24 protein-coding genes are annotated in these 26,514 nt (G+C 63.4%); 9 read left to right on the top strand and 15 right to left on the bottom strand.

Features of this window, described 5'->3' with window-relative positions; translation table 11 throughout:
- The first annotated feature begins 6 nt into the window (after positions 1-6).
- Both Azoinq_RS00970 and Azoinq_RS00975 read left to right on the top strand, forming a co-directional pair.
- Positions 7-237, top strand: coding sequence for a thioredoxin family protein (locus tag Azoinq_RS00970; RefSeq protein WP_216127798.1), 231 nt, complete (start codon positions 7-9; stop codon positions 235-237).
- Positions 238-481: 244 nt separating this feature from the next.
- Positions 482-1,012 (top strand): gamma carbonic anhydrase family protein, encoded by a 531-nt coding sequence (locus Azoinq_RS00975; protein WP_216127796.1) that lies wholly within the window; start codon positions 482-484, stop codon positions 1,010-1,012.
- Positions 1,013-1,398: 386 nt separating this feature from the next.
- Here the strand turns inward: Azoinq_RS00975 and fliW are convergent, their stop codons facing one another.
- Both fliW and Azoinq_RS00985 read right to left on the bottom strand, forming a co-directional pair.
- Positions 1,399-1,851 carry a flagellar assembly protein FliW gene (gene fliW, locus Azoinq_RS00980; protein WP_216127794.1) on the bottom strand — a complete coding sequence of 151 codons (453 nt, stop codon included), beginning with the start codon at positions 1,849-1,851 and terminating at the stop codon, positions 1,399-1,401.
- Between the two features lie 167 nt (positions 1,852-2,018).
- Positions 2,019-4,733 (bottom strand): bifunctional diguanylate cyclase/phosphodiesterase, encoded by a 2,715-nt coding sequence (locus Azoinq_RS00985; RefSeq protein ID WP_216127792.1) that lies wholly within the window; start codon positions 4,731-4,733, stop codon positions 2,019-2,021.
- Positions 4,734-5,015: 282 nt separating this feature from the next.
- Between Azoinq_RS00985 and Azoinq_RS00990 the strand changes: the two genes are divergently transcribed.
- From Azoinq_RS00990 to Azoinq_RS01010, 5 genes are all read left to right on the top strand, one after another.
- The gene (locus Azoinq_RS00990) at positions 5,016-7,325 is read left to right on the top strand and encodes a Tex family protein (RefSeq protein ID WP_216127790.1); all 2,310 of its coding nucleotides are present in this window, start codon (positions 5,016-5,018) and stop codon (positions 7,323-7,325) included.
- 141 nt (positions 7,326-7,466) lie between these two features.
- Complete coding sequence (locus Azoinq_RS00995) at positions 7,467-7,826, top strand: hypothetical protein (RefSeq protein ID WP_216127788.1); 360 nt, start codon at positions 7,467-7,469, stop codon at positions 7,824-7,826.
- A 111-nt stretch (positions 7,827-7,937) separates the two neighbouring features.
- On the top strand, positions 7,938-8,246 hold the full coding sequence (locus Azoinq_RS01000) for an arsenate reductase (protein WP_232368523.1): 309 nt from the start codon (positions 7,938-7,940) through the stop codon (positions 8,244-8,246).
- A 60-nt stretch (positions 8,247-8,306) separates the two neighbouring features.
- Positions 8,307-9,176 (top strand): Hsp33 family molecular chaperone HslO, encoded by an 870-nt coding sequence (gene hslO, locus Azoinq_RS01005; RefSeq protein ID WP_216127784.1) that lies wholly within the window; start codon positions 8,307-8,309, stop codon positions 9,174-9,176.
- 204 nt (positions 9,177-9,380) lie between these two features.
- On the top strand, positions 9,381-9,578 hold the full coding sequence (locus Azoinq_RS01010; protein ID WP_216127782.1) for a hypothetical protein: 198 nt from the start codon (positions 9,381-9,383) through the stop codon (positions 9,576-9,578).
- 45 nt (positions 9,579-9,623) lie between these two features.
- Here Azoinq_RS01010 and Azoinq_RS01015 read toward each other — a convergent pair whose 3' ends face one another.
- From Azoinq_RS01015 to phaC, 6 genes are all read right to left on the bottom strand, one after another.
- On the bottom strand, positions 9,624-11,036 hold the full coding sequence (locus Azoinq_RS01015) for an FAD-binding oxidoreductase (RefSeq protein ID WP_216127780.1): 1,413 nt from the start codon (positions 11,034-11,036) through the stop codon (positions 9,624-9,626).
- On the bottom strand, positions 11,033-11,941 hold the full coding sequence (locus Azoinq_RS01020; protein WP_216127778.1) for a patatin-like phospholipase family protein: 909 nt from the start codon (positions 11,939-11,941) through the stop codon (positions 11,033-11,035). The genes Azoinq_RS01015 and Azoinq_RS01020 overlap by 4 nt, the downstream gene beginning before the upstream one ends.
- 1 nt (position 11,942) lies before the next feature.
- The gene (gene rimO / locus Azoinq_RS01025) at positions 11,943-13,286 is read right to left on the bottom strand and encodes a 30S ribosomal protein S12 methylthiotransferase RimO (RefSeq protein WP_232368524.1); all 1,344 of its coding nucleotides are present in this window, start codon (positions 13,284-13,286) and stop codon (positions 11,943-11,945) included.
- Between the two features lie 15 nt (positions 13,287-13,301).
- On the bottom strand, positions 13,302-13,862 hold the full coding sequence (gene phaR / locus Azoinq_RS01030) for a polyhydroxyalkanoate synthesis repressor PhaR (RefSeq protein WP_216127776.1): 561 nt from the start codon (positions 13,860-13,862) through the stop codon (positions 13,302-13,304).
- A gap of 123 nt (positions 13,863-13,985) precedes the next feature.
- The gene (gene phbB, locus Azoinq_RS01035; RefSeq protein WP_216127774.1) at positions 13,986-14,726 is read right to left on the bottom strand and encodes a beta-ketoacyl-ACP reductase; all 741 of its coding nucleotides are present in this window, start codon (positions 14,724-14,726) and stop codon (positions 13,986-13,988) included.
- A 181-nt stretch (positions 14,727-14,907) separates the two neighbouring features.
- Positions 14,908-16,635, bottom strand: coding sequence for a class I poly(R)-hydroxyalkanoic acid synthase (gene phaC / locus Azoinq_RS01040; RefSeq protein WP_216127772.1), 1,728 nt, complete (start codon positions 16,633-16,635; stop codon positions 14,908-14,910).
- A gap of 185 nt (positions 16,636-16,820) precedes the next feature.
- Here phaC and Azoinq_RS01045 point away from each other — a divergent pair, with 185 nt between their 5' ends.
- A complete protein-coding gene (locus tag Azoinq_RS01045) occupies positions 16,821-17,045 on the top strand; it encodes a hypothetical protein (protein ID WP_332460833.1) in 225 nt (74 codons plus the stop codon).
- 114 nt (positions 17,046-17,159) lie between these two features.
- Here the strand turns inward: Azoinq_RS01045 and Azoinq_RS01050 are convergent, their stop codons facing one another.
- From Azoinq_RS01050 to rluD, 3 genes are all read right to left on the bottom strand, one after another.
- Positions 17,160-17,927, bottom strand: coding sequence for a ZIP family metal transporter (locus tag Azoinq_RS01050; RefSeq protein WP_216127771.1), 768 nt, complete (start codon positions 17,925-17,927; stop codon positions 17,160-17,162).
- 88 nt (positions 17,928-18,015) lie between these two features.
- Positions 18,016-18,783 (bottom strand): peptidoglycan editing factor PgeF, encoded by a 768-nt coding sequence (gene pgeF, locus Azoinq_RS01055; RefSeq protein ID WP_232368525.1) that lies wholly within the window; start codon positions 18,781-18,783, stop codon positions 18,016-18,018.
- Positions 18,767-19,858, bottom strand: a complete 1,092-nt coding sequence (gene rluD / locus Azoinq_RS01060) for a 23S rRNA pseudouridine(1911/1915/1917) synthase RluD (protein WP_232368526.1) — start codon at positions 19,856-19,858, stop codon at positions 18,767-18,769. The genes pgeF and rluD overlap by 17 nt, the downstream gene beginning before the upstream one ends.
- Between rluD and Azoinq_RS01065 the strand changes: the two genes are divergently transcribed.
- On the top strand, positions 19,857-20,669 hold the full coding sequence (locus Azoinq_RS01065) for an outer membrane protein assembly factor BamD (RefSeq protein ID WP_216127770.1): 813 nt from the start codon (positions 19,857-19,859) through the stop codon (positions 20,667-20,669). The two genes, rluD and Azoinq_RS01065, sit on opposite strands and share 2 nt — an antisense overlap.
- A gap of 159 nt (positions 20,670-20,828) precedes the next feature.
- Here the strand turns inward: Azoinq_RS01065 and Azoinq_RS01070 are convergent, their stop codons facing one another.
- The 4 genes from Azoinq_RS01070 to Azoinq_RS01085 form a co-directional block, all read right to left on the bottom strand.
- Positions 20,829-23,222: a serine/threonine protein kinase gene (locus tag Azoinq_RS01070; protein WP_216127766.1), complete on the bottom strand. Its 2,394-nt coding sequence runs from the start codon at positions 23,220-23,222 to the stop codon at positions 20,829-20,831.
- 60 nt (positions 23,223-23,282) lie between these two features.
- Entirely contained in the window at positions 23,283-23,927 is a 645-nt protein-coding gene (locus Azoinq_RS15190; RefSeq protein ID WP_408627086.1) for a DUF3293 domain-containing protein, read from the bottom strand.
- 176 nt (positions 23,928-24,103) lie between these two features.
- Entirely contained in the window at positions 24,104-25,750 is a 1,647-nt protein-coding gene (rmuC, locus tag Azoinq_RS01080; RefSeq protein WP_216127762.1) for a DNA recombination protein RmuC, read from the bottom strand.
- Entirely contained in the window at positions 25,747-26,310 is a 564-nt protein-coding gene (locus Azoinq_RS01085) for a macro domain-containing protein (RefSeq protein ID WP_216127760.1), read from the bottom strand. Before Azoinq_RS01085 ends, rmuC begins: the two co-directional genes overlap by 4 nt.
- Positions 26,311-26,514 lie beyond the last annotated feature (204 nt).

The raw sequence follows: 26,514 nt of genomic DNA on the forward strand, positions 1-26,514 counted from the left end.
TTCACCATGAAAGACATCAAAGTGTTGGGCACGGGCTGTGCGAACTGCCGGAATACGGTGGAACTGATCACCACCGTGGCCCGGGAGAAAGCCATCCCCATTGCCCTAGAAAAGGTGGAGGACCTGGCCGCCATCATGGCCTACGGGGTCATGACTACCCCGGCGGTGCTCATTGACGGACAGGTGGTCCACGCCGGAGGGGTTCCCAGCCGCAGCAAGGTGGAAGCCTGGTTCTAGGAGCGCCTGGGCAAGCAGGCCCTACCTCCCTTCCCTTTTCCTGCCGCCATTTCCCCACCAGGGAAAAAGCAGCCAACCCGGTCCTCCCCAAGGGTGGCAGACCGCCTCCCTGACCGGCACAGCGCCGGAGCCTATCCCCCTCGGGGCAAAACCCCAAAGCTTTGCTAACATGGCGATCCCTCAACCGGGGCCGTTCCGGCGGGTTGACCGCCCCCGGACCCACCCCTCTTTTGCTGGAGTCCCCATGTCCTCGTCCCTCTTCCGCCTCGGAGACAAAACGCCCCAAACGGGCAACCAAGTCTGGGTTGCCCCCAACGCCACGGTGATCGGCGACGTGCGCCTGGGGGACGGGGCCTCCGTGTGGTGGAATGCGGTGTTGCGGGGAGACAACGATCCCATCACCATCGGCGCCGGAACCAATATCCAGGACGGCTCCGTGCTCCACACGGACCTGGGGGTGCCCCTGACCCTGGGCCGGGACGTGACCGTGGGCCATCTGGTCATGCTCCACGGCTGTACCGTGGGGGACGGTGCCCTGATCGGCATCGGCAGCGTCATCCTGAACCGGGCGGTAATCGGCGCCCATAGCCTGGTGGGCGCCCGCAGTCTGGTGCCCGAGGGCAAGGTCTATCCGGACGGGGTGCTGATCATGGGCTCCCCCGCCAAGGTGGTGCGAGAACTGACGGAGGAAGAAATCGCCAAGCTGGCGAAAAGCGCCCGTCACTACGAAGAAAACGCCCGGCGTTACCGGGAAAACTTGCAGCCCTTGGTCTAGCCAGAAGCCCCAGCGGCGGGCGCCGTTAGGAAAACGGGTAGCCCGGACGCCCTTTCCTGCGGGGGAGGCCGAGCGGACGTTAAGACTTCTGACCGGACTTTGAGCCTCCTCGCGGGAGGATCGGCTCCCTGGCCCGAATGCCCGGCGTCCTCGCCGGAAAAATGGAGGGGATAGCCCAGCCCAACCCAGAAGCCCCGCTAGACCCACCGCCAACCGGCTTCCTGCCCACCCATTCGCCCCGAATCTCCACCCGCACCCAGCCACAAAAAAGCCGCCGAAGCATTAAGCTCAGGCGGCTTTTTTTACGGGCCCCAAGATTCATCCGGGCCCAGGTACAAGGCCGGTTTGCCCGGCCCCGGTGCTTACCGGGAAGGGGCTCAGCCTCCTTAGACGGCGCTGCTCAGATTGGTCAAGGTCACCTTGGGCTGCACGGCCCGGATCACCTTTTGCAGGCCCAGACGGGCCACCGGGTTAATCAGCAGGGGCGCCCGGAAGCTGGCCCGCAGACCGCTGTCCCCGTTTCCCTGGGCATTGGCCCGCTTGAAGAGCATGACCATCACGGCTACTTCTTCCGGGGATTTGACCTGGAGCTTGGCCATTTCCGGTTCGGTCACTTCCAGTTCGTAATGAAAGCCCAGGGTGGCCGGGTCCATGATCTGGAAGGCCACGTCATAACGGTCTACGGACTGGAGGGTATAGCTCACCGGCTCCCCTTCCAGTTGTTCGTGAATGAGCTTGAAACGCTTGCAGTCCTCAAAACCGGTGAAACCGTCGGGAAAGGTGATGATGGTTTCCGGATTCACCTCGATGGTGCCGAAAAGATAGGTTTGAACCTGCATGGGAAACTCCCTTCTTGTGGAAATGGGTCGGCGGGCCGTCCCCGGGAAGCACTCCGCCGCAAGCGGAGGCCGACCCTGCAACGCGGTTGGGGCGCCTGGCGGGGATTATGCCATTGGCGCCGGGGTCCGGCCCGGTTGGTGCGAAATATTTCCGCTCCGGAACCGGCTCAGGCCTGGGGCCGTTCCACCGGAGGGGGGCGGCGCTCCGCCGCTGGCAGCCAGTCCGGGCTAAACAGGGCCGGCACCTGATCCGCCGGCACCCCGGCACTGAAATAGAACCCCTGAACTTCCTTGCAGTGGTGGCGGCGCAGATAGGCCAGCTGTTCCGGGGTTTCCACCCCTTCCGCAATGGCCCCCATGCTTAAGGAGCGGGCCATGGCAATAATGGTCTGGGTAATGGCCGCATCCCCCGCGTCGTGGGTCAGATCCCGGACGAAGGACTGGTCAATCTTGATCTTGTCCAGGGGGAAGCGCTTCAGATAGGCCAGGCTGGAATAGCCCGTACCGAAGTCGTCCAGGGACAGGCGCACCCCCAGGGCTTTCAAATCCTGCAAGACCTGCACCGCCCGCTCCGTGTCGTCCATCAACAGGCTTTCCGTAATTTCCAGTTCCAGCTGGGCCGGGGCCAGGCCCGTATCCCGCAGGGCAGCGGCCACCATGGCGGCCAGATTGTGCTGGCGGAACTGGACGGCAGAGAGATTCACCGCCACGGTACAGCGGGGCAGGCCCCGGGTCTGCCAAGCCACCAGCTGGCGACAGGCCTCCCGCAGCACCCATTCCCCGATGGGCAGAATGAGGCCCGTTTCCTCCGCAATAGGAATAAAGCGGGACGGGGGCACCAGGCCCTGATCCGGATGCTGCCAGCGCAGCAGGGCTTCAAAGCCGAAGAGCCGGGGCTCTCCCATAACGTCGAACTGGGGCTGGTAGTGGAGCACAAGTTCGTTCCGGGCCAGGGCTTTGCGCAGGCTATTTTCTAGGGAGAGGCGCTCAAACACCCGGGCGTTCATTTCCGGGGTGAAGAACTGGTAGTTGTTGCGCCCCGCCGCCTTGGCGGAGAACAGGGCCGCATCGGCGTTTTTCAGCAGGGCCCCCAGGTCCGTGCCATCCATGGGATAAACACTGATGCCGATGGAGGCGGTCAGGCCCAGTTCGTGGCCGGAAATGGAGAAGGGGGAATCGAAAATGCCCAGCAGCCGTTCCGCCGTGCGGCCGATCATGGCCACCCCGCTGCAATCCGTGAGCAACAGGGAAAATTCGTCGCCGCCGGAACGGCTCAACACATCCCGGGGCCCCAGGCACTGACGCAGCCGCTCCGCCACCTGCTGGAGCAGCAAATCCCCCAGCTCGTGGCCCAGGGAGTCGTTGATATTCTTGAAATGGTCCAGATCCAGGTACAGCAGGGCCATCTGCACCGATTCCCCCATGGCGGAGGTAATGGCGTCCGCCATCCGCTCCCCGAGCAGGGTCCGGTTGGGCAGGCCGGTCAGGGCGTCGTGTTCCGCCAGATGGCGGATTTTGGCTTCCGATTCCTTGCGTTCCGTAATGTCCCGGGCCACCCCGGCCACCCCTACCACCCGGCCATCCTCGTCCCGCACCGGCACCCGGATGAAGTCCAGGGTCTTCATCGCCCCCTGCTGATCCTCCACCTCCACTTCAAAGCGCACCGGCTCACCGCGCCGGATAGCCTCCTCATCGTGGGCGTGGAAGGCCTTGGCCAGGGGCTGGGGCCAGACCTGAAAGGCGGTGCGGCCGAGAATTTCCTTCACCGGCTTGCCGCATAGTTCGGCAAAGGCCTCATTGACCGCATGGAAGCGGAAATGGTCGTCCTTGATCCAGGCCAGATCGGGAATGCTGTCCAGCAGGGCCCGGATACGGGAGGCGGACTGGTCATAGGCGTCGCTCATTTCCCGGGCCATGAACATGGCCTGGGTATAGCTCCGCTGCCAAGCCAGGATCAAGCCCAGCAGGGCGAGCACCAGCAACAGGGCGCTGACGCTGTAATAGGTGGCCTTGCGGTAGAACTCGGAAAGTACCTCGTCGTAGGCCAGGCCCACAAAGACCACCAGGGGCAGGCCGGAAACCCGGTGAAAGCCATAGAGCCGCTTCACCCCGTCCTGATAGGCATTGGCGACGAAGTAGCCCCGCTCCTTACCCCGGATCTGGGCCGCCACCTCCGGACTGTTCATGGTCTGGCCCATCCGGTCCGGCATGGCGGGCTGGTGGGCCACCATATGGAAGCCGTCATCGTAGAGGGAGATGCTGCCCCCCTTGCCCACATTGAGGTTTTCGTAGGCCCGCTGGAGGGAATCCGCATTAATGGCGGCCTGGACCAGGCCAATGAAATGGCCCCGCCGGTCTTCCAGGCGGCGGCTGATGGTCACCACCCAGTTATGGGTAAGGCGGGCGAAAATGGGCTCGGAAATAATCAGCCCGGCCCCCGGATCGTTCTTCTGCCGTTGGAAATAGGTCCGGTCCCCCACGTACTGGGAACTGGGGGCCCCGTTGGCGTCGAAGACAAAATGGCCCTGGGCATTAACGATGCGCAGGCTTTGGGATTCGGGAATGCGGGAGAGGAGCCGGGCCAGGCTCAGGTTAAGTTCCGCGGAACGGGCCGAGCCCGCCACGGGCAAGCCTTCCGGATAGCGGCTTTCGAAGAGGGCCTGGGATTCTTGGAGCACCACATCGATCTTTTCCACCTTGCCCCGGGCCTGGCTTTCCAGGGTGGCCGCCAGGTTTTCAGCCTCCCGCCCGGCAAAGGCCAGCTCCGCGTCGTAGGAGCGCTTCAACTCCCACCCCAGCAGAGTGCAGATGCCCGTCAAGGCCAGAACGGCCACGATCAGGTAAACAAATTGGCGGGACGACAGTCCGTGCTGTTTGGTCAAGACGACACGCAGCTTCGCAAAAAGGAAACACCGGGGGGATTATTGTTGTCACCGGCAATCGGGCGCTTTAACACCCCGCCTGGGACGAACCGGAGTTCGTCGCCCCCCGCCTGTTGGCATTACGGCCCCCCACTGAAAAAGGGCAACCGGCCGCAAACCGTTTATACACGCAGCATATCGCAAAATGATCGCTACGTTTGGCCATGTTACCTCAAGCGGGGCGCCTTGTCTTTTGTGTCCAGTTTCTGCATAGTGCGGCTCTTTTTTTCGTCCTCCATTACCATGCTGCCTCCCATCGAACACCGCATTGCCGAAGAGTTGGGCGTCCGCCCCCAACAGGTTATGGCGGCCGTCGCCCTGCTGGACGAAGGCGCCACCGTGCCCTTCATCGCCCGCTACCGGAAGGAAGCCACCGGGGGACTGGATGACACCCAGCTGCGCACCCTGGAGGAGCGGCTCACCTATTTGCGGGAGCTGGAAGAGCGCCGCAAGGCCATCCTTGCCAGTATTGAGGAACAGGGCAAGCTCACCCCGGCCCTGGCCGGGGAAATCAACGCGGCGGACACCAAGCAGCGCCTGGAAGACCTTTATCTGCCCTACAAGCCCAAGCGCCGCACCAAGGCCCAGATCGCCCGGGAAGCCGGGCTCCAGCCCCTGGCCGACGCCCTGCTGGCCGATCCGGGCCTGAATCCGGAGGCGGAAGCAGGGGCTTACCTGAATGGGGAAGCGGGTTTTGCCGACATCAAGGCGGTATTGGACGGCGCCCGGCAGATTCTCATGGAACGCTTTGCCGAAGATGCGGAACTGCTGGGCCAGCTGCGGGATTACCTGGACGAACACGGGGTGGTGAAATCCACCGTGGTGGAAGGCAAGGAAACGGAAGGGGCCAAGTTCCGGGACTATTTCGACTTTTCCGAACCTCTGCTGGCCATTCCCTCTCACCGGGCCCTGGCCCTCTTCCGGGGCCGCAATGAAGGCTTCCTCGGTCTCACCCTGGTGCTAGACAGCGAACTGGACGAAGCCAATAAGCCCAGCGGCCCCAACCCCTGCGAACAGCGCATTGCCAAGCGTTTCGGCGTCAAGGATCAGGGCCGCCCCGGGGACAAATGGTTGCAGGACACGGTGCGCTGGGCCTGGCGGGTAAAAATGGCCCTGCACCTGGAAACCGAACTCATGACCGTGCTCCGGGACAAGGCGGAAGACGAGGCCATCCGGGTCTTCGGGCGCAACCTGAAGGATCTGCTCCTGGCTGCCCCTGCTGGCCATCGGGCCACCATGGGCCTGGACCCGGGCATCCGCACCGGGGTCAAGGTGGCGGTGGTGGATAAGACCGGCAAACTCCTGGATACGGCCACCATCTATCCCCATGAACCCCGCCGGGACTGGGAAGGCTCCCTGGCCGTATTGGGGGCCCTGGTGCAGAAGCACCAGGTGGATTTAATTTCCATCGGCAACGGCACCGCCTCCCGGGAAACGGACAAGCTGGCGGGCGATCTGATCAAGCGCCTGGGCCATCCCAACCTGACCAAGGTGGTGGTCTCGGAAGCCGGAGCCTCGGTTTATTCCGCCTCCGAATTCGCCGCCCGGGAATTCCCCGAGCTGGATGTGTCCCTGCGGGGGGCCGTGTCCATCGCCCGACGCCTCCAGGACCCCCTGGCGGAACTGGTAAAAATCGAGCCCAAGGCCATTGGCGTGGGCCAGTACCAGCACGACGTCTCCCAGAGCAAGCTGGCCCGGGCTCTGGACGGGGTGGTGGAAGACTGCGTGAATGGGGTAGGAGTGGATGTGAATACCGCCTCCATCCCCCTCCTGGCCCGGATTTCCGGCCTTAATCAGAGCCTGGCCAGCAACATCGTCAGCTACCGAGACCAGCATGGCGCCTTCCCGGACCGGGCGGCCCTCAAACAGGTGCCCCGCCTGGGAGACAAGACCTTTGAACAGGCCGCCGGCTTCCTCCGGGTGCCCCAGGGGGCCAATCCCCTGGACGCTTCGGCGGTCCACCCGGAAGCCTATCCGGTGGTGGAGCGCATCCTGGCCGACATTAAAAAGGGCATCAAGGAAGTAATTGGGGATGCCCGCCTGATCCAGAGCCTGAATCCGGCCAAATACACGGATGAGCAATTCGGCCTGCCCACGGTCCAGGACATTCTCAAGGAACTGGAAAAACCGGGCCGGGACCCCCGCCCCGAATTCAAAGCGGCGGTCTTCCGGGAAGGGGTGGAATCCCTGAAAGACCTGGAGCCGGGCATGCTGCTGGAAGGGGTAGTCACCAATGTGGCCGCCTTCGGCGCCTTTGTGGATATCGGGGTACACCAGGACGGCCTGGTCCACGTCTCCGCCCTCTCCCACAAATTCGTCAAAGACCCCCACGAGGTGGTGAAGGCTGGCGACATCGTCAAGGTCAAGGTGCTGGAAGTGGACCTGGACCGGAAGCGGGTCGCCCTCACCATGCGCCTGGACGACGCCCCGGGCAAAGCCCCCGGCGGCCCCCGGACAGGCGCCCCCCTGTCCGCCAAGGCCCGGCAGCGCACTGAACGCCAGCCCGAGACTCAAGGCGCCATGGCCGCCGCCTTCGCCAAGCTGCGGCGCTAAAATAGCGCCTCCCCCAAGAAACAGAGAACGCCATGATCAAGGTCTACGGTATCAAGGACTGAATAACGATATTAAATATGAGTCGACCGGACATCTAAGATATACCCGCCAATGAGGACATTCTTCTTACTCCTAATGTTGATGTTAGCGATTGCCCTTTTAGCTCCACCGATCATTCTGTGGAAACGGGAGGAAACGCTGTCATGGAGCAAGAGGTATCTTCTGTCGATTATTCCCCTTGGCTACACATTCATCGGATGGAAGCTTGGCGCATACGGTTATGGCAATCTTGCGTGCCAAGGCAATCCCAAACGCTTTCATGACTGCATTCTCTGGGGCTTTGACCTCACAGCGATCGTCGATTACGGACTGTTTTTAATGATGCCCTGCCTGCTTTTCGCTCTTCCCCTCTCGTTATGGCTATCACTGGATACTGCCCTAAAACAGTTGGGCGCCTGGCACAAGAAAAACTATCCGGATCAAACCTCTCATAACGAATAACACCTCAGTTAATAAACGATCATGACGAATGCCCCCCTCACTGCCACATCCAGCAGCCAAGAAAAAAACCTTAAGAACGTGCGTCTTTGGGGAATTAAGAACTGCGACACCATGAAAAAGGCCTTTGCCTGGCTCACGGGAAACGGTGTGGCTTACGAATTCACGGACTACAAGAAGGCCGGGGTGGCCGCCGCCAAATTGCCGGAGTGGACGGCCAAGGCGGGTTGGGAAACCCTGCTTAATACCAAGGGGCTGATGTGGCGCAAGCTCTCTCCGGAACAGAAGACGGATGTGGATGAAGCCAAGGCCTTGAGCCTCATGGCCGAATACCCCAGCCTTATCAAGCGCCCCGTGCTGGAAGTGGGAGACCGGCTGCTGGTGGGCTTTTCCCCGGATACCTACCAAAGCCTGCTGAAATAAGCGCCCCAGGGCCCAAGGGGCCCGTCCCCTTCCCCTCCTTTTTCTTTTTTGTGAGCAGTCATGGCCGACACCATTCACCGTTTTCTCTTTGACGACCTGGATATCCGGGGCGCCCTGGTGCACCTGGACCAGGCCTGGCAGCAGATGCAGGAAGGCCGGGGCTACGGCCCGGTCACCGCTTCCCTCCTGGGCCAGATGACCGCCATTACGGCGGTCATCGCAGGCCAGTTGAAACAGGCGGGGCGCCTCACCTTCCAGCTCCGGGGCAACGGCCCCATCGCCATGCTGGTCATCGATTGCAACGAACGGCTGGAACTGCGGGGCATGGCCCGCAGCCGGGAGGGGGAAGATCCCCGCCCCGCCCCCCTGCCCGACCTACTCGGCCACGGCCAGCTTATGCTCAGCCTGGACGCGGCCCAGGCCCGGGATACCTATCAGAGCTTTGTGCCCCTGGAAGGGGACAGCCTGGCCCAGGTCTTTGAACACTATCTAGCCCTTTCGGAACAGCAGCCCTCCCGTCTGGTGCTGGCAGCGGATGGCCGGACGGCAGCGGGCCTTTTCCTGCAAAAACTTCCCGAAGCGGACCAGCGGGATCCGGATGGCTGGAACCGGGTTACCCAGTTCCTGGACACCCTGACGGAAGACGAACTCCTGACCCTGGCCCCGGAACAGATCCTCACCCGGCTTTTCCACGAGGAAACCCTGCGCCTCTTCGATCCCCGGGAAGTCACCTACTGCTGCCCGGAAGACTGGGAAAAGGTGCGCACCATGCTCCGCTCCCTGGGCCGAGAGGAAGTGGAAGCCATTCTGGCGGAACATGGGGAAGTGGTGATTCAGGACGAAATCTGCAATCGGGAATATCGTTTCGACCCCATTGCGGTGGCCGAACTGTTCGCCGCCCCGCTGACCAGCGGCCCCACCTATCACTAAACGCCCGGCTGGCGCCCAGGTCCCCGCCCTACCACCGGAGAGCCAATATCCACGCCACTCTCCGAAAAGCCCCCCGGGCCATCGTTGATAAATAAGGCTTTCTGCTGCAATGCAATAATAAAGGCATAAGTCATAGCCAAACGGCCTAAAGACTCCCTCCCTTGTTGCTCATAATGGGCATAAAAAAAGCAAGGGAGGTTTGCCATGATCACGCTTAAAGACAGCGTCCGGGATATTGACCGGACCTATCTGGCCAACGTGGAAAAGCTGCGTCTCCAGCTCCACCAAATCCACGTCGCCCAACAGGAAAACAGCCGGCTGCTCCAGGCCATTCGCCTAAGAGTGCTGGATTTACACGCCGTATTGCAGCGCCGCCATCGGGCCACGGAATTTCTCCGTTAAACGCCCCTTGGGAAAATACGGAAAGCCCGGCCCAACCTAGGGACTTCAGGCGAAAATCTTGCCCGGATTCATCAGGCCCCGGGGATCGAAAAGGTGTTTCACCGCCCGCATCATGTCCATCTCCAGGGGCGACTTGTAGCGCAGGATCATGTCCCGCTTCAGCTGCCCCAGGCCATGCTCAGCGGAAATGGTGCCCCCCAGCTCGGTGACCAGATCATAGACCTGCCGATTCACCGCCGGAGTGGCGGCAATGAAAGCCTGGTTCCGCTCCCGCTCCGGTTGGGAAAGGTTGTAGTGCAGGTTGCCGTCCCCCGCATGGCCAAAGGCCACGATACGCACCCCGGGAAAGGCCGCCTGAAGCAGGGGTTCGGCCCGGGACAGGAACTCAGGCACCCGGGCCACGGGCACGGCCACATCGTGCTTGATGCTCACCCCTTCCCGCTTCTGGGCTTCCGAGATGTTTTCCCGCAGGGCCCACAGCTGGCGGACCTGATCCCGGCTTTGGGCCAGCACCCCATCCGTCACTTCCCCGCCTTCCAGCCGGTCTCCCATGAAGGCGGTGAGGCTGTCCTGCAACAGGTCATCTTCTCCGCCGTCGTTCAATTCCAGTAGCACGAACCAGGGGCTGGCGCTCCCCGGCAGGGGATCATGCATCCCCGGAATATGGCGCAGCACCAGTTCCAGGGCGGGCCGGGAGACCAGTTCAAAGGCGATGAGCCGGGCCTGGAAACGGTCCTGGGCCCGTTGCAACAGGACCAGGGCGGCCCGGGGATCGGGCACCGCCAGCCAGGCCACGGCCCGGGCCCCAGGCAGGGGAAAAAGCTTGAATACGGCGGCGGTAATAATGCCCAGGGTGCCTTCGGCGCCGATAAAAAGGTGCTTCAGGTCATAGCCCGTGTTGTCCTTGCGCAGGCCCCGCAGGCCATCCCACAGCTCCCCGCTGGGCAGGACCACTTCCAGGCCCAGGGTCAAATCCCGGGTGTTGCCGTAGCGCAGCACATGGACTCCCCCCGCGTTGGTGGACAGGTTGCCCCCCACCTGGCAGCTGCCTTCCGAAGCCAGGGCCAGGGGAAAGAGCCGATCCGCGGCGGCGGCCCGTTCCTGCACCGAGGCCAGGAGACAGCCCGCCTCGGCGGTCAGGGTGTTGTTGTCCCCATCCACCGCCCGAATCCGGTTGAGACGGGCAAGGCTGATGACCACCGCACCGCCGCTGGCGTCCGGAGTAGCGGCGCCGCACAGGCTGGTATTGCCCCCCTGGGGCACCATGGGCCAGCCCCGGGCCAGGCACAGGCGCACCACCTGGCTCACCTCCTCCGCCGTGCCGGGCCGCACCACGCAACGGGCCTGGCCCTGATAACGGCCACGCCAGTCCGTCACATAGGGAGCCGTGTCCGTGGCCTCGGTGAGCAGGTGGGCCGGGCCCACGATGGCTGCCAGCCCGTCCAGGGAATCCGTCATCGGTAATTGTCCAGAGCGTTGTGCAGGAGGGGCAGCATGAGCTTGGTGGCGCTCCAGCCTTCAGCGATGGCCTCCGCCCCCCGGTGGAAATCCAGCAAGCCTAGCTGGGCCAGGCGGGGCGCCACCAGCACCTCCGCCGGGTCCCCAGCCATACGGCTGCGGGCCACCCGGACCTGCATGATATTGATACTGGCGGCAATCACATCCAGCACCCCGGGCCCGGTAGGGGCGCCCCCGTTGCGGCCGGGTAAAAGATTGAGGAGTTTGCCGGACCAGCCCGGCTCGGCGGCCTTTTCCTGGGCCTTTTTCCGCCCCCGGAGGTGCTTGCCCACCAAGTCCGAGCCCAGGTCCACCGCAATCACCACTTCCGCCCCCAAGGCCCGGCAGAGGGACACGGGCACCGGATTGACCAGACCCCCATCCACCAGATGGCGGCCTTCCCGCTCCACGGGGGAGAAGAGCCCGGGCAGGGCGATGGAGGCCCGCACCGCGGCCGCCACACTGCCTTCTTTCAGCCACAATTCCTTGCCATTGCCCAGGTCCGTGGCCACGCAGGCGAAGGGCACGGGCAATTGGTGGAAATCCCGATCGGTGAAATGGCTGGAGAAAAAGTCCATGAGCTTTTCCCCCTTGATCAGCCCCCCATTCAGGCCGATATCGAAAAAGCCCAGCACATCCTTCCAGGAGAGATGACCCACCCAGCTTTCCAGGGCATCCAGTTCGCCGCAGGCGGCGGCCGCCCCCACAAAAGCGCCAATGGAGGCGCCGCTGATCACGTCAGGCACCAGACCATCATCGGCCAGGGCCCGCAGCACCCCGATATGGGCCCAGCCCCGGGCCGCCCCGGAACCCAGGGCCAGACCGATGCGGGGCCGGCGGGGCTGGGGCCGGGCGGACTCGGCCATGTCAGATCCGTTGGGCGTAGAGGTCGAAAGCGTCCGCGTCCACAATGCGTACCTGGAGGAAATCCCCCGGATTGACGTCGAACACCCCGTCCAGATAGACCACCCCGTCGATTTCCGGGGCGTCGGCGCTGGAGCGGGCGATGGCCCCCTCCTCATCCACCGCATCCACCAGCACGGTCATTTCCTTGTCGATCTTGGCGGCCATGATGTCGGCGGAAATGTCTTCCTGCAATTCCATCACATAGCGGCGCCGCTCTTCCCGCACTTCGTCGGGCAGAGCCCCGGGCAGGGCGTTGGCTGCCGCCCCTTCCACCGGGGAATAGGCGAAGCAGCCCACCCGGTCCAGACGGGCGGTTTCCAGGAACTGGAGCAGTTCCTCGAATTCCGCCTCCGTTTCCCCGGGGAATCCGGCGATAAAGGTGGAGCGGATGGTGATGTCCGGACAAATTTCCCGCCAGGCCCGGATGCGTTCCAGGTTGTTTTCCGCGCTGGCGGGCCGCTGCATGGCCTTGAGAATGCGGGGGCTGGCATGCTGGAAGGGCACATCCAGGTAGGGCAGGATTTTGCCATCGGCCATGAGGGGAATGAGTTCATCCACGCTGGGGTAGGGATAAACGTAATGGAGCCGCACCCAGATGCCGAACTCGGCCAGGGCCTCGCACAGTTCCTTGAGCCGGGTTTTCATGGGACGACCGCCCACAAAGCCGGTGCGGTATTTCAGATCCACCCCGTAGGCGCTGGTGTCCTGGGAAATGACCAGCAACTCCCGCACCCCGGATTCCGCCAGGGCCTTGGCTTCCTGATACACGTCCCCGATGGGCCGGGAAACCAGGGGGCCCCGCAGGCTGGGAATAATGCAGAAGGTGCAGCTATGGTTGCAGCCTTCGGAAATTTTCAGATAGGCGAAATGGGGCGGGGTCAGGCGAATGCCCGCTTCCGGCACCAGATCCACAAAGGGATCGTGGGGCTTGGGCAGGCGAGCGTGGACCTGCTCCATCACCTCCTGGGTGGCGTGGGGGCCGGTAACGGCCAGCACGGAGGGGTGGGCCTCCCGCACCACATTGCCCTTGGCGCCCAGACAGCCGGTGACGATCACCTTGCCGTTTTCCGCCAGGGCTTCCCCAATGGCATCCAGGGATTCGGTCACCGCTTCGTCAATGAACCCGCAGGTGTTGACGATGACCAGGTCCGAGCCCTGGTAGGAGGAGGAAATCTCATAGCCCTCGGCCCGCAATTGGGTCAGGATGCGCTCCGCATCCGAGGAGGCTTTGGGACAGCCCAGGGAAACAAACCCCACGGTGGGGGAAGAAAAAATGCTGGTGGGGGTGTTTTGGCTATCAGGCACGAAAGGCTAATCCATTTATTCGCTTTTCCCGCCCTGTTCCCCGTCCTCCCCCGGAAAGGGGAAACCGGTGAACATGTTGCGGGTCTGGTTCTGTAACTGATCCTGCATTTGCTGGAACATTTTTTGGCTTTGGTCCATGTAGGCGGACATCATGCTTTGCATGGCCGGCCCCTGGAAATTCAGGAACTGGCCCCACATGTCGGCCTGCACCTGGTTGTTTTCCCCGTACAGGGAACGGGATTGCTCCTGTACCTTGTTCTGGAATTCCACTAGGGATTTGATGTTGTTTTCCAGATACTTGCTCAGCATAGACTGCATGGCATTGCCGTAGAAACGGATGATCTGGGCCAGCAACTCGGAGGAAAACAGGGGCACACCACCGGATTCCTCTTCCAGAATGATCTGGAGCAGGATGCTCCGGGTCAGATCTTCGCCGCTTTTGGCATCCACCACGACGAAATGTTCAAAATCCAGGACCAGATCCTTGACGTCCGCCAAGGTGATGTAAGAGCTGGTTTTGGTGTCGTAGAGACGACGGTTGGGGTACTTCTTGATCAGACGCGGTTGTTCCGACATGGGGACTGGCTCCGGGAGCGGGGGTGGGCGGAAAACACGGACCTAGCGGCCCGGATTATACCGAAAAACAAAGCCCCGCCGCGGCGGGGCTCGGGAGAGACAGGGCCTGACGCCCCGTCCCGATTAGCACATATGCAGACCACCGTTGATGTTCAGGGTGGCGCCGGTCATGAAGCCGGAAATATCGGAAGCCAGGTAGGAGACCAGACCGGCGATTTCTTCCGGCTTGCCGAAACGCTTCATGGGAATGGTTTCCCGAATGGCTTCCCGGATGTCTTCCCGGATGGCCATGACCATGTCGGTACCGATGTAGCCCGGAGCGATGGCATTCACCGTCACCCCCTTGGTCACCAGTTCCTGGGCAATGGCTTTGGTGAAGCCCAGACAGCCGGCCTTGGCGGCGGAGTAGTTGGCCTGACCGGCTTGTCCCTTAACCCCGTTAATGGAGGAAATGTTGATAACCCGGCCCCAGCCCTTTTCCACCATCTTGGGCACCACCTGATGGGTGACATTGAAGAGGCTGTTCAGGTTAGTGGAAATCACTGCATCCCACTGGCCCTTGTCCATTTTCATGAAAAACTTGTCCCGGGTGATACCGGCGTTATTCACCAGCACATCCACCCCGCCCGCTTCGGCTTCAATCTTTTCCACCATGGCTTTGCAGGAATCAAAATCAGCCACATCCCCCTCGGCGGCGGAGAAGTCAAAACCCAAGGCCTTTTGGGCAGCGAGCCATTCCCCGGCTTGGGGAAAGCCCGGCAGGCAGTTGGCGTACACCTTGAAGCCGTCCTTGGCCAGGGCGTGGCACATGGCCGTTCCCAGACCACCCATGGCACCGGTCACCAGAGCTACTTTTTGCGTCATGACGCTTCCTTCCTTGTTTTCGTGCGGGATTAACAATGGCCGCCGGATAGTCCGGCGACACGGGGAAAGCAACCCTGACCGTAGCCACCAAGGCGGCCGGACAGACAGTCACTCGGGAAAGAATCAGCCAGGGCCTGCCTGACCGGCTTTAACCACGGGAGCCTGGGGCAGCCCAGGAAACTCACGCCATTTCCTTTACATAGCGCCCGGGAGCGGCTTCCACCGGCTTATAGCGGCTGTTGCCCAATTTGCTCCGGGCCGCCACCTCGCCACCGGCATACTGACCAATCCATTCGCTCCAAGCAAGCCACCAGCTACCCTTGTGCTCTTCCGCCCCGGCCAGCCAGGCATCCGCATCCACCTTGAGATCCGGATTGGTCCAGTAGGAGCGCTTGTGCTTGGCCGGAGGATTGACGATGCCCGCAATGTGGCCGCTGGCCCCCAGGAGGAAACGGGAGTCCCCTCCCAGCAGGCGGGTGGATTGGTAGGCTGTCTGCCAGGGCACGATGTGGTCTTCCCGGGTGGCCAGGATGAAATTCGGCATATCCACCCGGGCCAGATCCACCCGCACCCCGCACATTTCCAGCTTGCCCGGCAGGCGCAGGTGGTTATGCAGGTACATGTTACGCAGATACCAGCAGGCGAAGGGGCCGGGCAGATTGGTGCTGTCGCAGTTCCAGTAGAGCAGATCGAAGGGGGGCGGGGTCTGGCCTTTGAGGTAATTGTTGGCCACGTAATTCCACACCAGGTCGTTGGCCCGCAAAGCGGAAAAGGTGGTCCCCAGTTCCCGGGCGGTCAGCAGACCCCCCTGGCCGATCTGGCCTTCCTTCAGGGCCACGAAGTTTTCGTCCACCAACAGGCCGATTTCCCCCGTGTCGGAAAAATCCAGCAGGGTGGCCAACAGGGTCAGGCTGGCCACGGGGTTTTCTCCCCGCCCGGCCAGCACCGCCAGGGCGCTGCTCAGCAGGGTGCCGCCAACGCAGAAGCCCAGGGCGTTGATCTGATCCACCCGGCAAATGCTGCGCACCGCTTCGATGGCCGCCAGGGGCCCTTTTTCCAGGTAATCCTCCCAGCCCAGACGGCCCTGTTCCCCCTTGGGATTGCGCCAGGAGACCATGAACACGGTCTGGCCCGTTTCCACCGCATAGCGGACGAAGGAGTTTTCCGCCTGGAGATCCAGGATGTAGTACTTGTTGATGCAGGGAGGCACCATCAGCAGGGGGCGCTTGGCCACCCGGGGGGTGCGGGGCGCGTACTGGATCAGCTGGATCAGCTCGTTTTCATAGACCACGCTGCCTTCCGTCACGGCCAGATTGCGGCCCACCTGGAAGGCGTTTTCGTCGGACATGGAAATATGGCCCTTTTCCAGGTCACTGATGAGATTCTTTACCCCTTCCGTAATGTTCTTGCCCTTGGTTTCCACCGCCAGGCGGATGAATTCCGGATTGGTGGCGGCGTAATTAGCCGGGGACAAGGCATCCACATACTGCCGGGCGAGGAAGCGCAGGCGGCTCTTGACCTTGTCTTCCTCCAGGGGCACCTGATCCACCAGGGACATGAGGAAACGGGAATTGAGCAGATAGGCCTGGCGCAGGTAATCAAAGGAGGGACTGGCCTGCCATTCCGGGGCGTTGAAACGGCGATCACCCGCCTCGGGGGCCACCTGAAAATCCACCGCCTCGCCCCGACCCTTGGCCAGCATGGCGTTCCACAGGGCGATGTGCTGATTCAGGTAATCCTGCTGGAGCCGGGCCATCTCCTCCGGACGGGGCACGGGCAGGGCGGGCGCCGCCCCGGGCATGGGGGGCTGCTGGCCGGAAAGATAGCTGAGAAAACCCTGAGCCAGGGTCTGGCCGGCCTCAAGAAAATTTTGCAAAACGGGCGGAACGGAAGTTGGCTGACTGGCCATCGGGGGAAACGCTCCAAAAAGGTCGGCAATCCAAGTCTGGCGCGGTTTCAGCCGCGCTCTGGAATGTCTTTCGATTCTGCTATGAGCCCTTCCCGGCTGTCAATGAATTGTGCATGACATTGCCCTCTTCTTTTCCGGCCCAAGCCCCTGGCCCTCTCCCCCGCCCCCGCCTTACAATCCGGGCCATGCTCATTTTGCTCATCATCATTATCGGCTGGCTTTACGTCACCCTGCTCATGGCCTTAAGCGAATCCAGCGTGGTGGCCGGGGTGCTGACCTTCGTCTTTTATGGCCTGGCCCCCTGCACCCTGCCTTTTTGGCTGTTGCTGAGCAAAATCCGGAGGCAGCGGCGCCTGTTCCGGGAAGCGATGGCGGCGCGGGAGGGCGCCCCAGAAAATAGAGAGGACTAAAGCGGCCCCAAGGGCCCTTGCCCCACCCATCCGCCCCATCGCCCATAAAAAAGGCCGCTCCCCACCGGGACCGGCCTTTTTTGGGGAATGGCGCCTGGAACGGCAAGGTGCGGGCTATTCCCCCAAAGCCGCCTTGGCCCCCCAGATGGAGGCCACCCCCAGGAGAATGAGGGCCACCTGCTGGGCCGTGGCCCGCAGTTCGGTGCGCTTATGCAGGCCGGGAATCAGGTCCGCTACGGAGACATAGAGCATGCTGGCAGCGGCCAGACCCAGGAGGGCGGGCACCCATTCTTCCAGGGCTTTCAGGGCAAAATAGGCAAACAGGCCACCGAACAGGGTGGCGACGCAGGACACCAGATTGAATACCAGAGCCTTCCAGCGGCTATAGCCGGAATGGAGTAGCACCATGAAATCCCCCACTTCCTGGGGAATTTCGTGGGTAATGATGGCCAGGCCGGTAACGATGCCCAGATGGGTGTCTTCCATGAAGGCGGCGGCGATCAGAATGCCATCCACGAAATTGTGGAAGGTGTCCCCCACCAGGATCATCAGGCCGGAACGGCCGTGGTCATGGGCTGCCGGCCGGGCCTCGTGGGCTTCGCAATGGTCGGAATGGCAATGGCGCCAGAGCACCAGTTTTTCCAGAATGAAAAACAGGAGAATGCCCGCCAGCAGGGTCAGGGCCACCATGTCCGGGCTGCCATGTTCCAGGGCGTGGGGCAGAATTTCCAGGAACACTGCCCCCAGAAGGGCGCCGATGGCGTAGGAAATGAGGTGCTGTACGCTGGCCAGGCCCAGGACGTAGGTGACACCGCTGGCGGCCATGACGCTCAGGCTGCCCCCCAGCAGGGTCATGCAGATAATCCAGGCCAAGGTGCTCATGGGGAGGCTCGCGTAAAAAAGGCCGCATTATACGCCCCTCCCCTGGTCCGCCGGAGCCGCAGGGTGGGCGGAAAATCGGGCAGGGCCCTTAAGATTCCAGCCAGATCAGGGAAGCCATGCGGCCGGTAACCCGGTCCCGGCGGTAGGAAAAAAACCGCTCCCCGTCCCCCACGGTACAGAAACCGCCGCCGTAAATCTGGCTCCCCCTCATCCCCAGACGGATCAGGCGCCGCCGGGCCAGGGCATAGATATCCGCCAGCCATTTGCCCGGCGCGGCACCGGGGAGGAAGGCAGGGGCCTGTTCCCCGTCCTGCTCCAGAAAGGCCTGACGCACCTCATCCCCCACCTCAAAGGCGCTAGGGCCGATGGCCGGGCCCAGCCAGCAGCTGAGCTGGTCCGGCGCCCCCCCCATGGCGGCCACCGTGGCTTCCAGCACGCCCCCCGCCAGGCCCCGCCAACCGGCGTGGGCAGCCCCCACGGCGCTACCGTCCCGGGCGCAGAAGAGCACGGGCAGGCAATCGGCGGTCATGATGGCGCAGACCCGGCCCGGGGCCCGGGCTACCACCCCATCCCCCTCCGTACCATCCGGGGTGGCCCGGGTGGCTTCCACCACCTGGCAACCGTGCACCTGGTTCAGCCACAACGGCGCGGCGGGCAGGCAGGCGGCTAGCCGACGCCGGTTTTCCGCCACCGCCTGAGGCTCATCCTGGACATGGAGGCCCAGATTGAGACTCTGATAAGGAGGCGGGCTGACCCCGCCCAGACGGGTGGTCTGGCAAGCGCCTACACCGGGGGGCAGGGGCCATTCCGGGGTAAGCCAGAAGGCCGGAGCGCCGCCCTCAGAGGTCATCGTCATAATCTTCGTCTTCCTCCGGAGCCCACTGGGCAGCCACTTCCGCCCGCAGGCCCGCCAGCAGCTCGGCCATATCTTCCGGCAGGGGCACTTTCCACACCATGGGCGCCCGGGTGTCCGGATGGATCAAGCCCAGGCGTCGGGCGTGGAGGGCCTGGCGGGGAAAGGCCGGCGCCCCCCCGTTGCGGCCTCGGGCATAGACCGGGTCCCCCACCAGGGGATGGCCCAGGGACGCCAGATGGACCCGGATCTGGTGGGTGCGCCCGGTTTCCAGGGAGCATTCCACCAGGGTGCAACGGGGAAACCGCTCCACGATGCGGAAATGGGTACGGGCCGGGCGACCGTTAGCCACCACGGCCATACGGGTACGCTGGGTGGGATGGCGGCCGATGGGGGCATCCACCACCCCGCCCCGGTCCAGCACTCCCTGGGCTAGGGCCAGGTATTCCCGCTTCACTGTGCGGGCCTGGAGCTGGCGCACCAGATCGGTCTGGGCGGCCAGGGTCTTGGCCACCACCAGAAGGCCGCTGGTGTCCTTATCCAGACGGTGCACAATACCCGCCCGGGGCACATTGGCCAGTCGGGGATCGTGATAGAGCAAGGCATTGAGCAGGGTGCCGCTCCAGTTGCCGCTGCCCGGATGGACCACCAGCCCGGCGGGCTTGTTGATGACCATCAGGGTCTGGTCCTCATAGACCACATCCAAAGGAATGGGCTCGGGCTGGAGGGCGGTCTGGCGTTCGTCCGGCCCCTCTTCCACCACCAGGGCTTCCCCGCCCCGCAGTTTATAGCGGGGCTCCCGCACCTCCTGGCCGTCCAGGCGCACCTGTCCGGCCTTGATCCAGCTTTGCAGCCGGTTGCGGGAATATTCGGGCACCAGCCGGGCCAGCACCTGGTCCAGACGCTGGCCCCCCTCCCCCAAGGGAACCTCCAGGAGCCGGGGAGGCTTTGGGTTATAATCGGCCCCATTTGTCGCCAGGGACGGCGCCCCTTGCCCGTCTTCATCATCCCAGTCATCGCCGCTGTCGGCGTCTTGGGCCTGAAAATTTTCGGTTTTCGTATTCGGACTCTTCATCATGCGTAGTTTACCGGCAAAAGCCCCATTGTTCGCCGCCATTCTCGCCGCCCTGACCCTCGCCGGTTGCGGCCTCTTCCCCGAGCAGAAGGACGAAACCGTCAATTGGTCGGCCAACAAGCTCTATGCGGAAGCCAAAGACGCCATGTCCGAAGGCACCTGGGATAAGGCGGTGAAATACTATGAAAAACTGGAATCCCGCTACCCCTATGGCCGCTACGCCCAGCAGGCCCAGATCGAAGTGGCCTACGCCTACTTCAAGCAGGGGGAAAGCGCCTCCGCCATCGCCGCCTGCGACCGCTTTATCAAGCTCCACCCCAACCATCCCAATGTGGATTACGTCTATTACCTGAAGGGCCTGGCCACCTTTAACGAAGACCTGGGCATTCTGGGGGGCCTGGCGGACCAGGATCAGTCGGAGCGGGACCCCAAGGGCATGTCGGAATCCTTTGACGCCTTCAAGACCCTGGCGACCCGCTATCCGGATAGCAAATACACCCCGGATGCCGTGCTGCGCCTGAAATATCTGGTGAATGCCATGGCCTCCCATGAAGTCCATGTGGCCGAGTTTTACATGAAGCGGGGTGCCTATCTGGCCGCCGCCAATCGGGCCCAGGAAGCCATCAAGAATTACCCGGAAGCTCCGGCCATCGAAGAAGCCCTGTTTATCATGGTCCTGGCCTACGACAAGCTGGGCATGACCGATCTGCGGGACGATGCGGACCGGGTCATGCACAAGAGCTTCCCCAATAGCGAATATTACAAACGGGGTCTCAGCAAGCCCAAGGGCCCCTGGTGGAAACTCTGGAATTAAGGGGCCACCCTGCCCGCCAAGCCCCCGCTGGTCGGGGGCTTTTCTTTTGGGGAACGGGAACGCTGTGGGCAACCCAGACTCGGAACTAGGCGGGGGTAAAGCCCGGGAAACTGCCGCGCCCCTAGAAAGCACCAAGCCCTGCCCGCTAACGGCCTCGGCTCAGACCGCCTGTTTAATGGCCAGCAGGGCCTGATTGCGTAGGGTGCGCAGGAGGGACAATTCCTTTTCCGGGATCACGATTTCCCCCGCGTGGTCCTTTTCCGCGTAGATCAGGGCGATGGGATTGCCCTTGATGGTGAGGGGAAAGAGCACAAAGGTTTCCGCGCTGGAAACCTTGCGGAACCAGCTGGGCATGCGGGGGGCGATTTTGGGGTCCCCCGTGTCGCTGATGAGAATATCCACCCCCCGGGACAGGGCGGCATGGAAAATGTCCGGGGAAAAATCCAGGGGAAAGTGGAATTGCCGGGCGGCGGCTGCCGCCTCCGGACCAAAGCCGATGCGCCCCTGCATGATGTTGGTGCGCCCGTCCTTGATGCCCAGGATGACCCGCTTGAAGCCCATGGCCCGGTACATGGTTTCCAAGATGATGCGCAGGATGTCGTTGAGCTTATAGTCTTCCACCAGGGTATTGCTGATGTCCTGGATACCGGCGGTGAGAATGGCCTGGGCGGCAGCGGAGTCCAGCGCCTCCCCTTCCCCTCCGGTGGCAGACACGGGAGGCAGCTCCCCATCCGGCCGCTCGGCCAGGATGGTCCCGGCCAGCTCCCCTTCTTCCGTCTCCCGGGCGGTTTCCCCCGCCGGGGTATTGCCCGCCCACTGGCGCAGCTGGCGGCCAAAGTTGGTCTGCTGCACGTTAATGCGGATGATGCGGGCGAATTCCTTCACTTCCTCAATGGCCTGCTCCACGGTCTGGACCAGGGTCGGGGCATCCAGGGGGACGCTTTCCTGGAAGCGGCCCCGAATCTTGCTCAGAGCCCGGCTCCGCTCCTCCGGCCCCATCTGGGCGATGGCGTCGCAAATCTCATTGGCAAAGGCCGCTAGCACCTGGAGCCGGTCTTCCGGACTGCGGGGATGGCGCACCGGCCCGGCAGGCAGCTTGCGCATGCTGTTCACGATCAGGGGCGGGAAGCCCCAGCTTTTCGCCACCCCGATGCCCAGTTCCTCATAGGACAGGCCCAGCACCTGGAGCGCCGCCGCCTCTTCCCCCACCTCCTTCTGGGCCATGCGCTTTTTCACTTCCTCGCTCTCTTCCGGGAAGTAGAACTGGCAAAGCAGGCGGCCCAGATTGTGGAACATGGCGCAGATGAACACCTGTTCCGCGTCCCGGAAGGCGATCTTGACTCCCAAATCCCGGGCCAGAATACCCGCCAGATTGGCCCGGAGGAATTCATCCTTGAGCTGATTGGCGTTGGCCTTGTTCTGCAAATGCTCGAAGAGCAGGACGGTGATGGCGATATTACGCACCGCATCAAAGCCCAGGACGATGACCGCCCGGGATACGGTGCTAATACTGCCCCCCCCGGCCTGACGGAAGTAGGCCGAATTGACCAGACGCAGGATTTTGTTGGTGAGGGCGAAATCCTTGAGGATGGTGTTGGAAAGCCGGGAAATGCTCTCCGTTTCCGAGGTGGCGATGCGGTTGATGGCGCTCACTGACTCGGAAAGGGCGGGAAAATCGCTCTTATGGCGCATGCGCCGCAGGAGAAAATCCAGGGTGCCGGGCTTACCCTGGCCCCCGGTGGCCACCGCTTCTTCCGGTTCCAGATAGGCCTCCAGGGCCTGGCGGAACTGGCTGACGCTGGGGTAGCGGTTCTCTGGCCGCCGGGCCAGGGCCTTGTAAAGCACGTCCACCAGCCGCTCGTCCAGATTCAGTTCCGGCGGCAGGGTCACATCCTCGTTGGCGATACGGCGCATCAGTTCGGCAATGCTGCGGCCCTGGATGGCCCGCCGCCCGGTGAGCATTTCAAAAAGCACCAGCCCGGCGGCGAAAATGTCGCAACCCACGGTCACCGCGTGATCCAGGATGTATTCGGGAGCCATATAGGCCGGCGTCCCCGTGTAGCCCTCATCCCCGTCCCGGGCCCCATCCACCCGGGCGGCAATGCCAAAATCCATGACCCGGGGCTGGCCATCCTCGTCCAGGAGAATATTGGAGGGTTTCAAGTCCCGGTGGATGATGCCATGGGCGTGGGCATGGGCCAGGGCATCCAGAATGCCGGTCATCAGGGTCACGGCCCGCACCGGGGTAAGGGCGCCCCCATCCGCCAGATGCTGGGCCAGGCTCTTGCCCGGCACATATTCAAAAACTAGGTAGAGATCCCCTTCCTCTTCCCCCGCCTCGAAAATGGGCACGATATTGGCGTGGCGCAGCTGGCTGACGGTCTGGGCTTCCCCCAGCAGATAGCGGTTCTGGGCCGGGTCCGGGCGGGAGAAATGGAGGGTCTTGATGGCCACTTCCCGTTTCAGCCCCGGATCAAAGGCCAGATAGACCACGCTTTGGGCACCCCGCCCCAATTCGCGCCGGATTTCGAATTTTCCTAGATGCTGGGTCATGGCGGTTTTTACTGTTTTTTTGAAGTTGGGAACCTGATGTCTCCGGTGTCTCCCGGCGCTTCATTCTAACCCCGGGGCCCCGGACCCGCCGGGCAAAAAGCTGAGTTTCCCAGGCTTTTTCAGAAAAAATCCGGAAAATCCTGGTTCTTCACCCTTTGCCCTCCTCGCCCCCCCCGGGGAGGGTAGCCAGAGAAGTTGCCCCGCCCCTTTCCGCCAGCCCCAGACCAGGGCGTTTTGCCCGAAAAGACGCCCCAGGGCCCGGGCCGCCCGGCGCCCTGCCCGGGGGAAAAGCACCAGAAATCCGGGTTCCACGGGCCAATCGCCCTGGTCCGCCCGGTTTTCCGCCGGCCACCAGCGCCAGCCCGCCCCGCCGCCCCGGCGGGCCAAACAGGCGGCCAAAGCCTCCCGCCGGGCCTGGTTGGCCTGGGGAGAAAGGGGTCGGGAGCCCGGATTGCAGGGGGTAATCACCGCCCAGCCAACCATCCCCAGCCGCCCCATGCGAGCCGCCAGGGGAGGCGACCGGCGGCCCACCCGCAAATCCAGGGGCCCCTCGGGAAACCATACCCGATAGGTGGTAGCCGCGTAGGCCGCCGCCAGGTTCGTCCGGGAAGGGGCCTCAGCCATAGAAGCAGCCACAGGGGGCTGCCGGACCCCGTTTGTCCCGGAAGCAGGCAGCAAGGGGGTCCCCGACGGGGATAGTGGCATAGGCTTAAGTCAGGCCTAGCTCAGGGATAGACCCGGGGGCAAAGGCGGGGAAATTACCGCCTGGAGAGAATCTCCCCCCGAAGCAGTTACCCCAGACTGGCCCTCTGAATGCCCTGGAAGCCAAGCCGCCTGGGCATGAACCAGGGCCCGGGCGCCCCCCCTCTCTGGGCGCCACCTCACTCCCCTTCCTCCTCCGCGCCCTCCAGGCTTTCCAGGCTGCCCAGGACCTGGCCCACGTTTTCCACGGGCAGGGCTTCCACGCTTTTCAGCTTGCGGCTGATCTGGCGGGTACGCACTTCCGCCGCGCCGATGCTGTTGGTGGCCTGTTCCAGCTTTTTCTTGGTGTTGGCCAGGGCTTCCCCGAATTTGCCGAATTCAGTCTTCACCGCCCCCAGCACGGACCACACTTCGGAAGAACGCTTTTCGATGGCCAGGGTGCGGAAGCCCATTTGCAGGCTGTTGAGCATGGCCGTGAGGGTGGTGGGACCGGCCAGGGAAACCCGGAAATCCCGCTGTAACAGTTCCGCCAGACCGGGGCGCCGCAGGGCCTCGGCGTAAAGCCCTTCAATGGGCAGATAGAGCATGGCGAAATCCGTGGTGTAGGGCGGTTCCACGTACTTTTCCCGGATGGTCTTGGCTTCCTGCTTGAGCCGGGCCTCCAGGGCCTTGCCCGCCTCTTCCACCGCCGGCCCGTCAGCCCGTTCCTGGGCGTCCAGCAGCTTCTGGTAATCCTCGATGGGAAATTTGGCGTCGATGGGCAGCCACACCTGGCTGCCGTTGGGCCCCTCTTCCCCCTTGCCTGGCAAGCGGATGGCGAATTCCACCCGGTCGTTGCTGTGGGGCCGGGTAATCACATTGGTGGCGTACTGGTCCGCCGTCAGCACCTGCTCCAGCAGGCCGGACAGCTGGACTTCTCCCCAGGTGCCCCGGGTTTTCACGTTGGTCAGCACCTTTTTCAGATCCCCCACCCCGGCGGCCAGGGTCTGCATTTCCCCCAGGCCCCGATGCACCTGCTCTAGGCGATCGGACACCAGTTTGAAGGATTCCCCCAGCCGCTGTTCCAGGGTGGCGTGGAGCTTTTCGTCCACGGTCTTGCGCATTTCTTCCAGCTTTCCCGCATTCTCGGCCTGCAAAGCCGCCAGCCGGGCTTCCACGGCCTGGCGCAGGCGCTCGAAACGCTCGTCCATGGACTGGCTGAGCAGGCCCAGTTGCTTGGCAAAGGCCTCCAGACGCTGGCCCTGGGTTTCCCCCAGCTGGACCACCTGCTGGCTCAGGGTTTCGCTCAGGCGGTTCAAGGACTGGGTCTGGGTTTCCCGGGCCTGCTGGGCTTCCACCCCCGCCTCCTGGCGGCCCCGGGCTAATTGCTGGGCAAAGTTTTCCAGCTGCTGGGTCTGCAACTGGCCGAACTGGCTCACCTGCTGCCCCAGGGTTTCACTGAGCCGGGCCAGGGACTGGGACTGGGCCTCCCGGGCCTGATGGCTTTCCGCCGTGGCCTCCTGGCGCCCCCGGGCCAGCTGCTGGGCGAAGTTGTCCAGCTGCTGGGCCTGGAGCTGGCCCAGCTGGCCCACCTGACCGCCCAGGGACTGGGCCAGCCGGTTTAACGCGGCGGCCTGTTCCTCTCGGTTTTGCCGGGAATCCGCCCCCGCCTCCTGGCGGCTACGGGCCAATTCCTCCCGCCAGGCTTTTTCCTGACGGGCCAGGGCTTCCGTCAGGGCCTGGAACTGGAAGCCCCAGTCCGGCCCCTTGCGGCTCAAGGCCAACAATTGCAGGCCCAGAATTCCCAGGCTCAAGAGCACCAGGCCCCCTATCAATACTTCGCTCATTCCCCATCCTTCCCAAAATCGGCCGTCGCCAAGGCATGGCGCCAGCAGGCCTCCATGTCCGGCCCAAAGGCCACCAAAACAATTTTTTCCAAAACCGGATAGGCCGCCAGGGCCCGTTTCACTTCCCGTACCCCCAGGGCACAGCCGGCCTCCGGGGGATAACCGTAAATACCGCAGCTGATGGCGGGAAACGCCAGGGAGCGAAAGCCCCGGGCCGCCGCCAGCTGGCAGGCTTGGCGGTAACAGGCCGCCAACTGTTCCGCCTCGCCCCGGGCGCCCCCCTGCCATACCGGCCCCACCCCATGGATCACCCAGGGGGCGGGGAGCCGGAAGCCCGGGGTCAGGCGCACTTCCCCCGTGGGACAGGGGGCCACCCGACGGCAGGCCTCCGCCAGCTCGGGCCCGGCAGCCCGGTGAATGGCGCCACACACCCCGCCCCCGGGAGTCAGCCCCGGATTAGCCGCATTGACGATGGCCGCCACAGCCAGGGCCGTAATGTCCCCCTGCCAGACCACCAGACGATCCGGTCCAAGGCTGGCGGGGGCAAGGGATAGGGACATGGCCGGGCTCCGGCAACGGGGAAGGAGGGGATTTTACCCGCATCCCGGGCCCCGCTCCCCCTCTTGCCCCGGGCCCCTCGCCCATTGGCAGAGGCCGGGGGATGGGCTATCTTGGCGCTGACGCAAGCAACCGGGGCGGCAGGGCCCCGGAATCCACACACCGGGCAAAGGGGCGGCACCATGATCGCCCCCCCCGGACGGGAG

It is taken from the genome of Azospira inquinata (assembly GCF_018905915.1).
GTDB lineage: Bacteria > Pseudomonadota > Gammaproteobacteria > Burkholderiales > Rhodocyclaceae > Azospira > Azospira inquinata.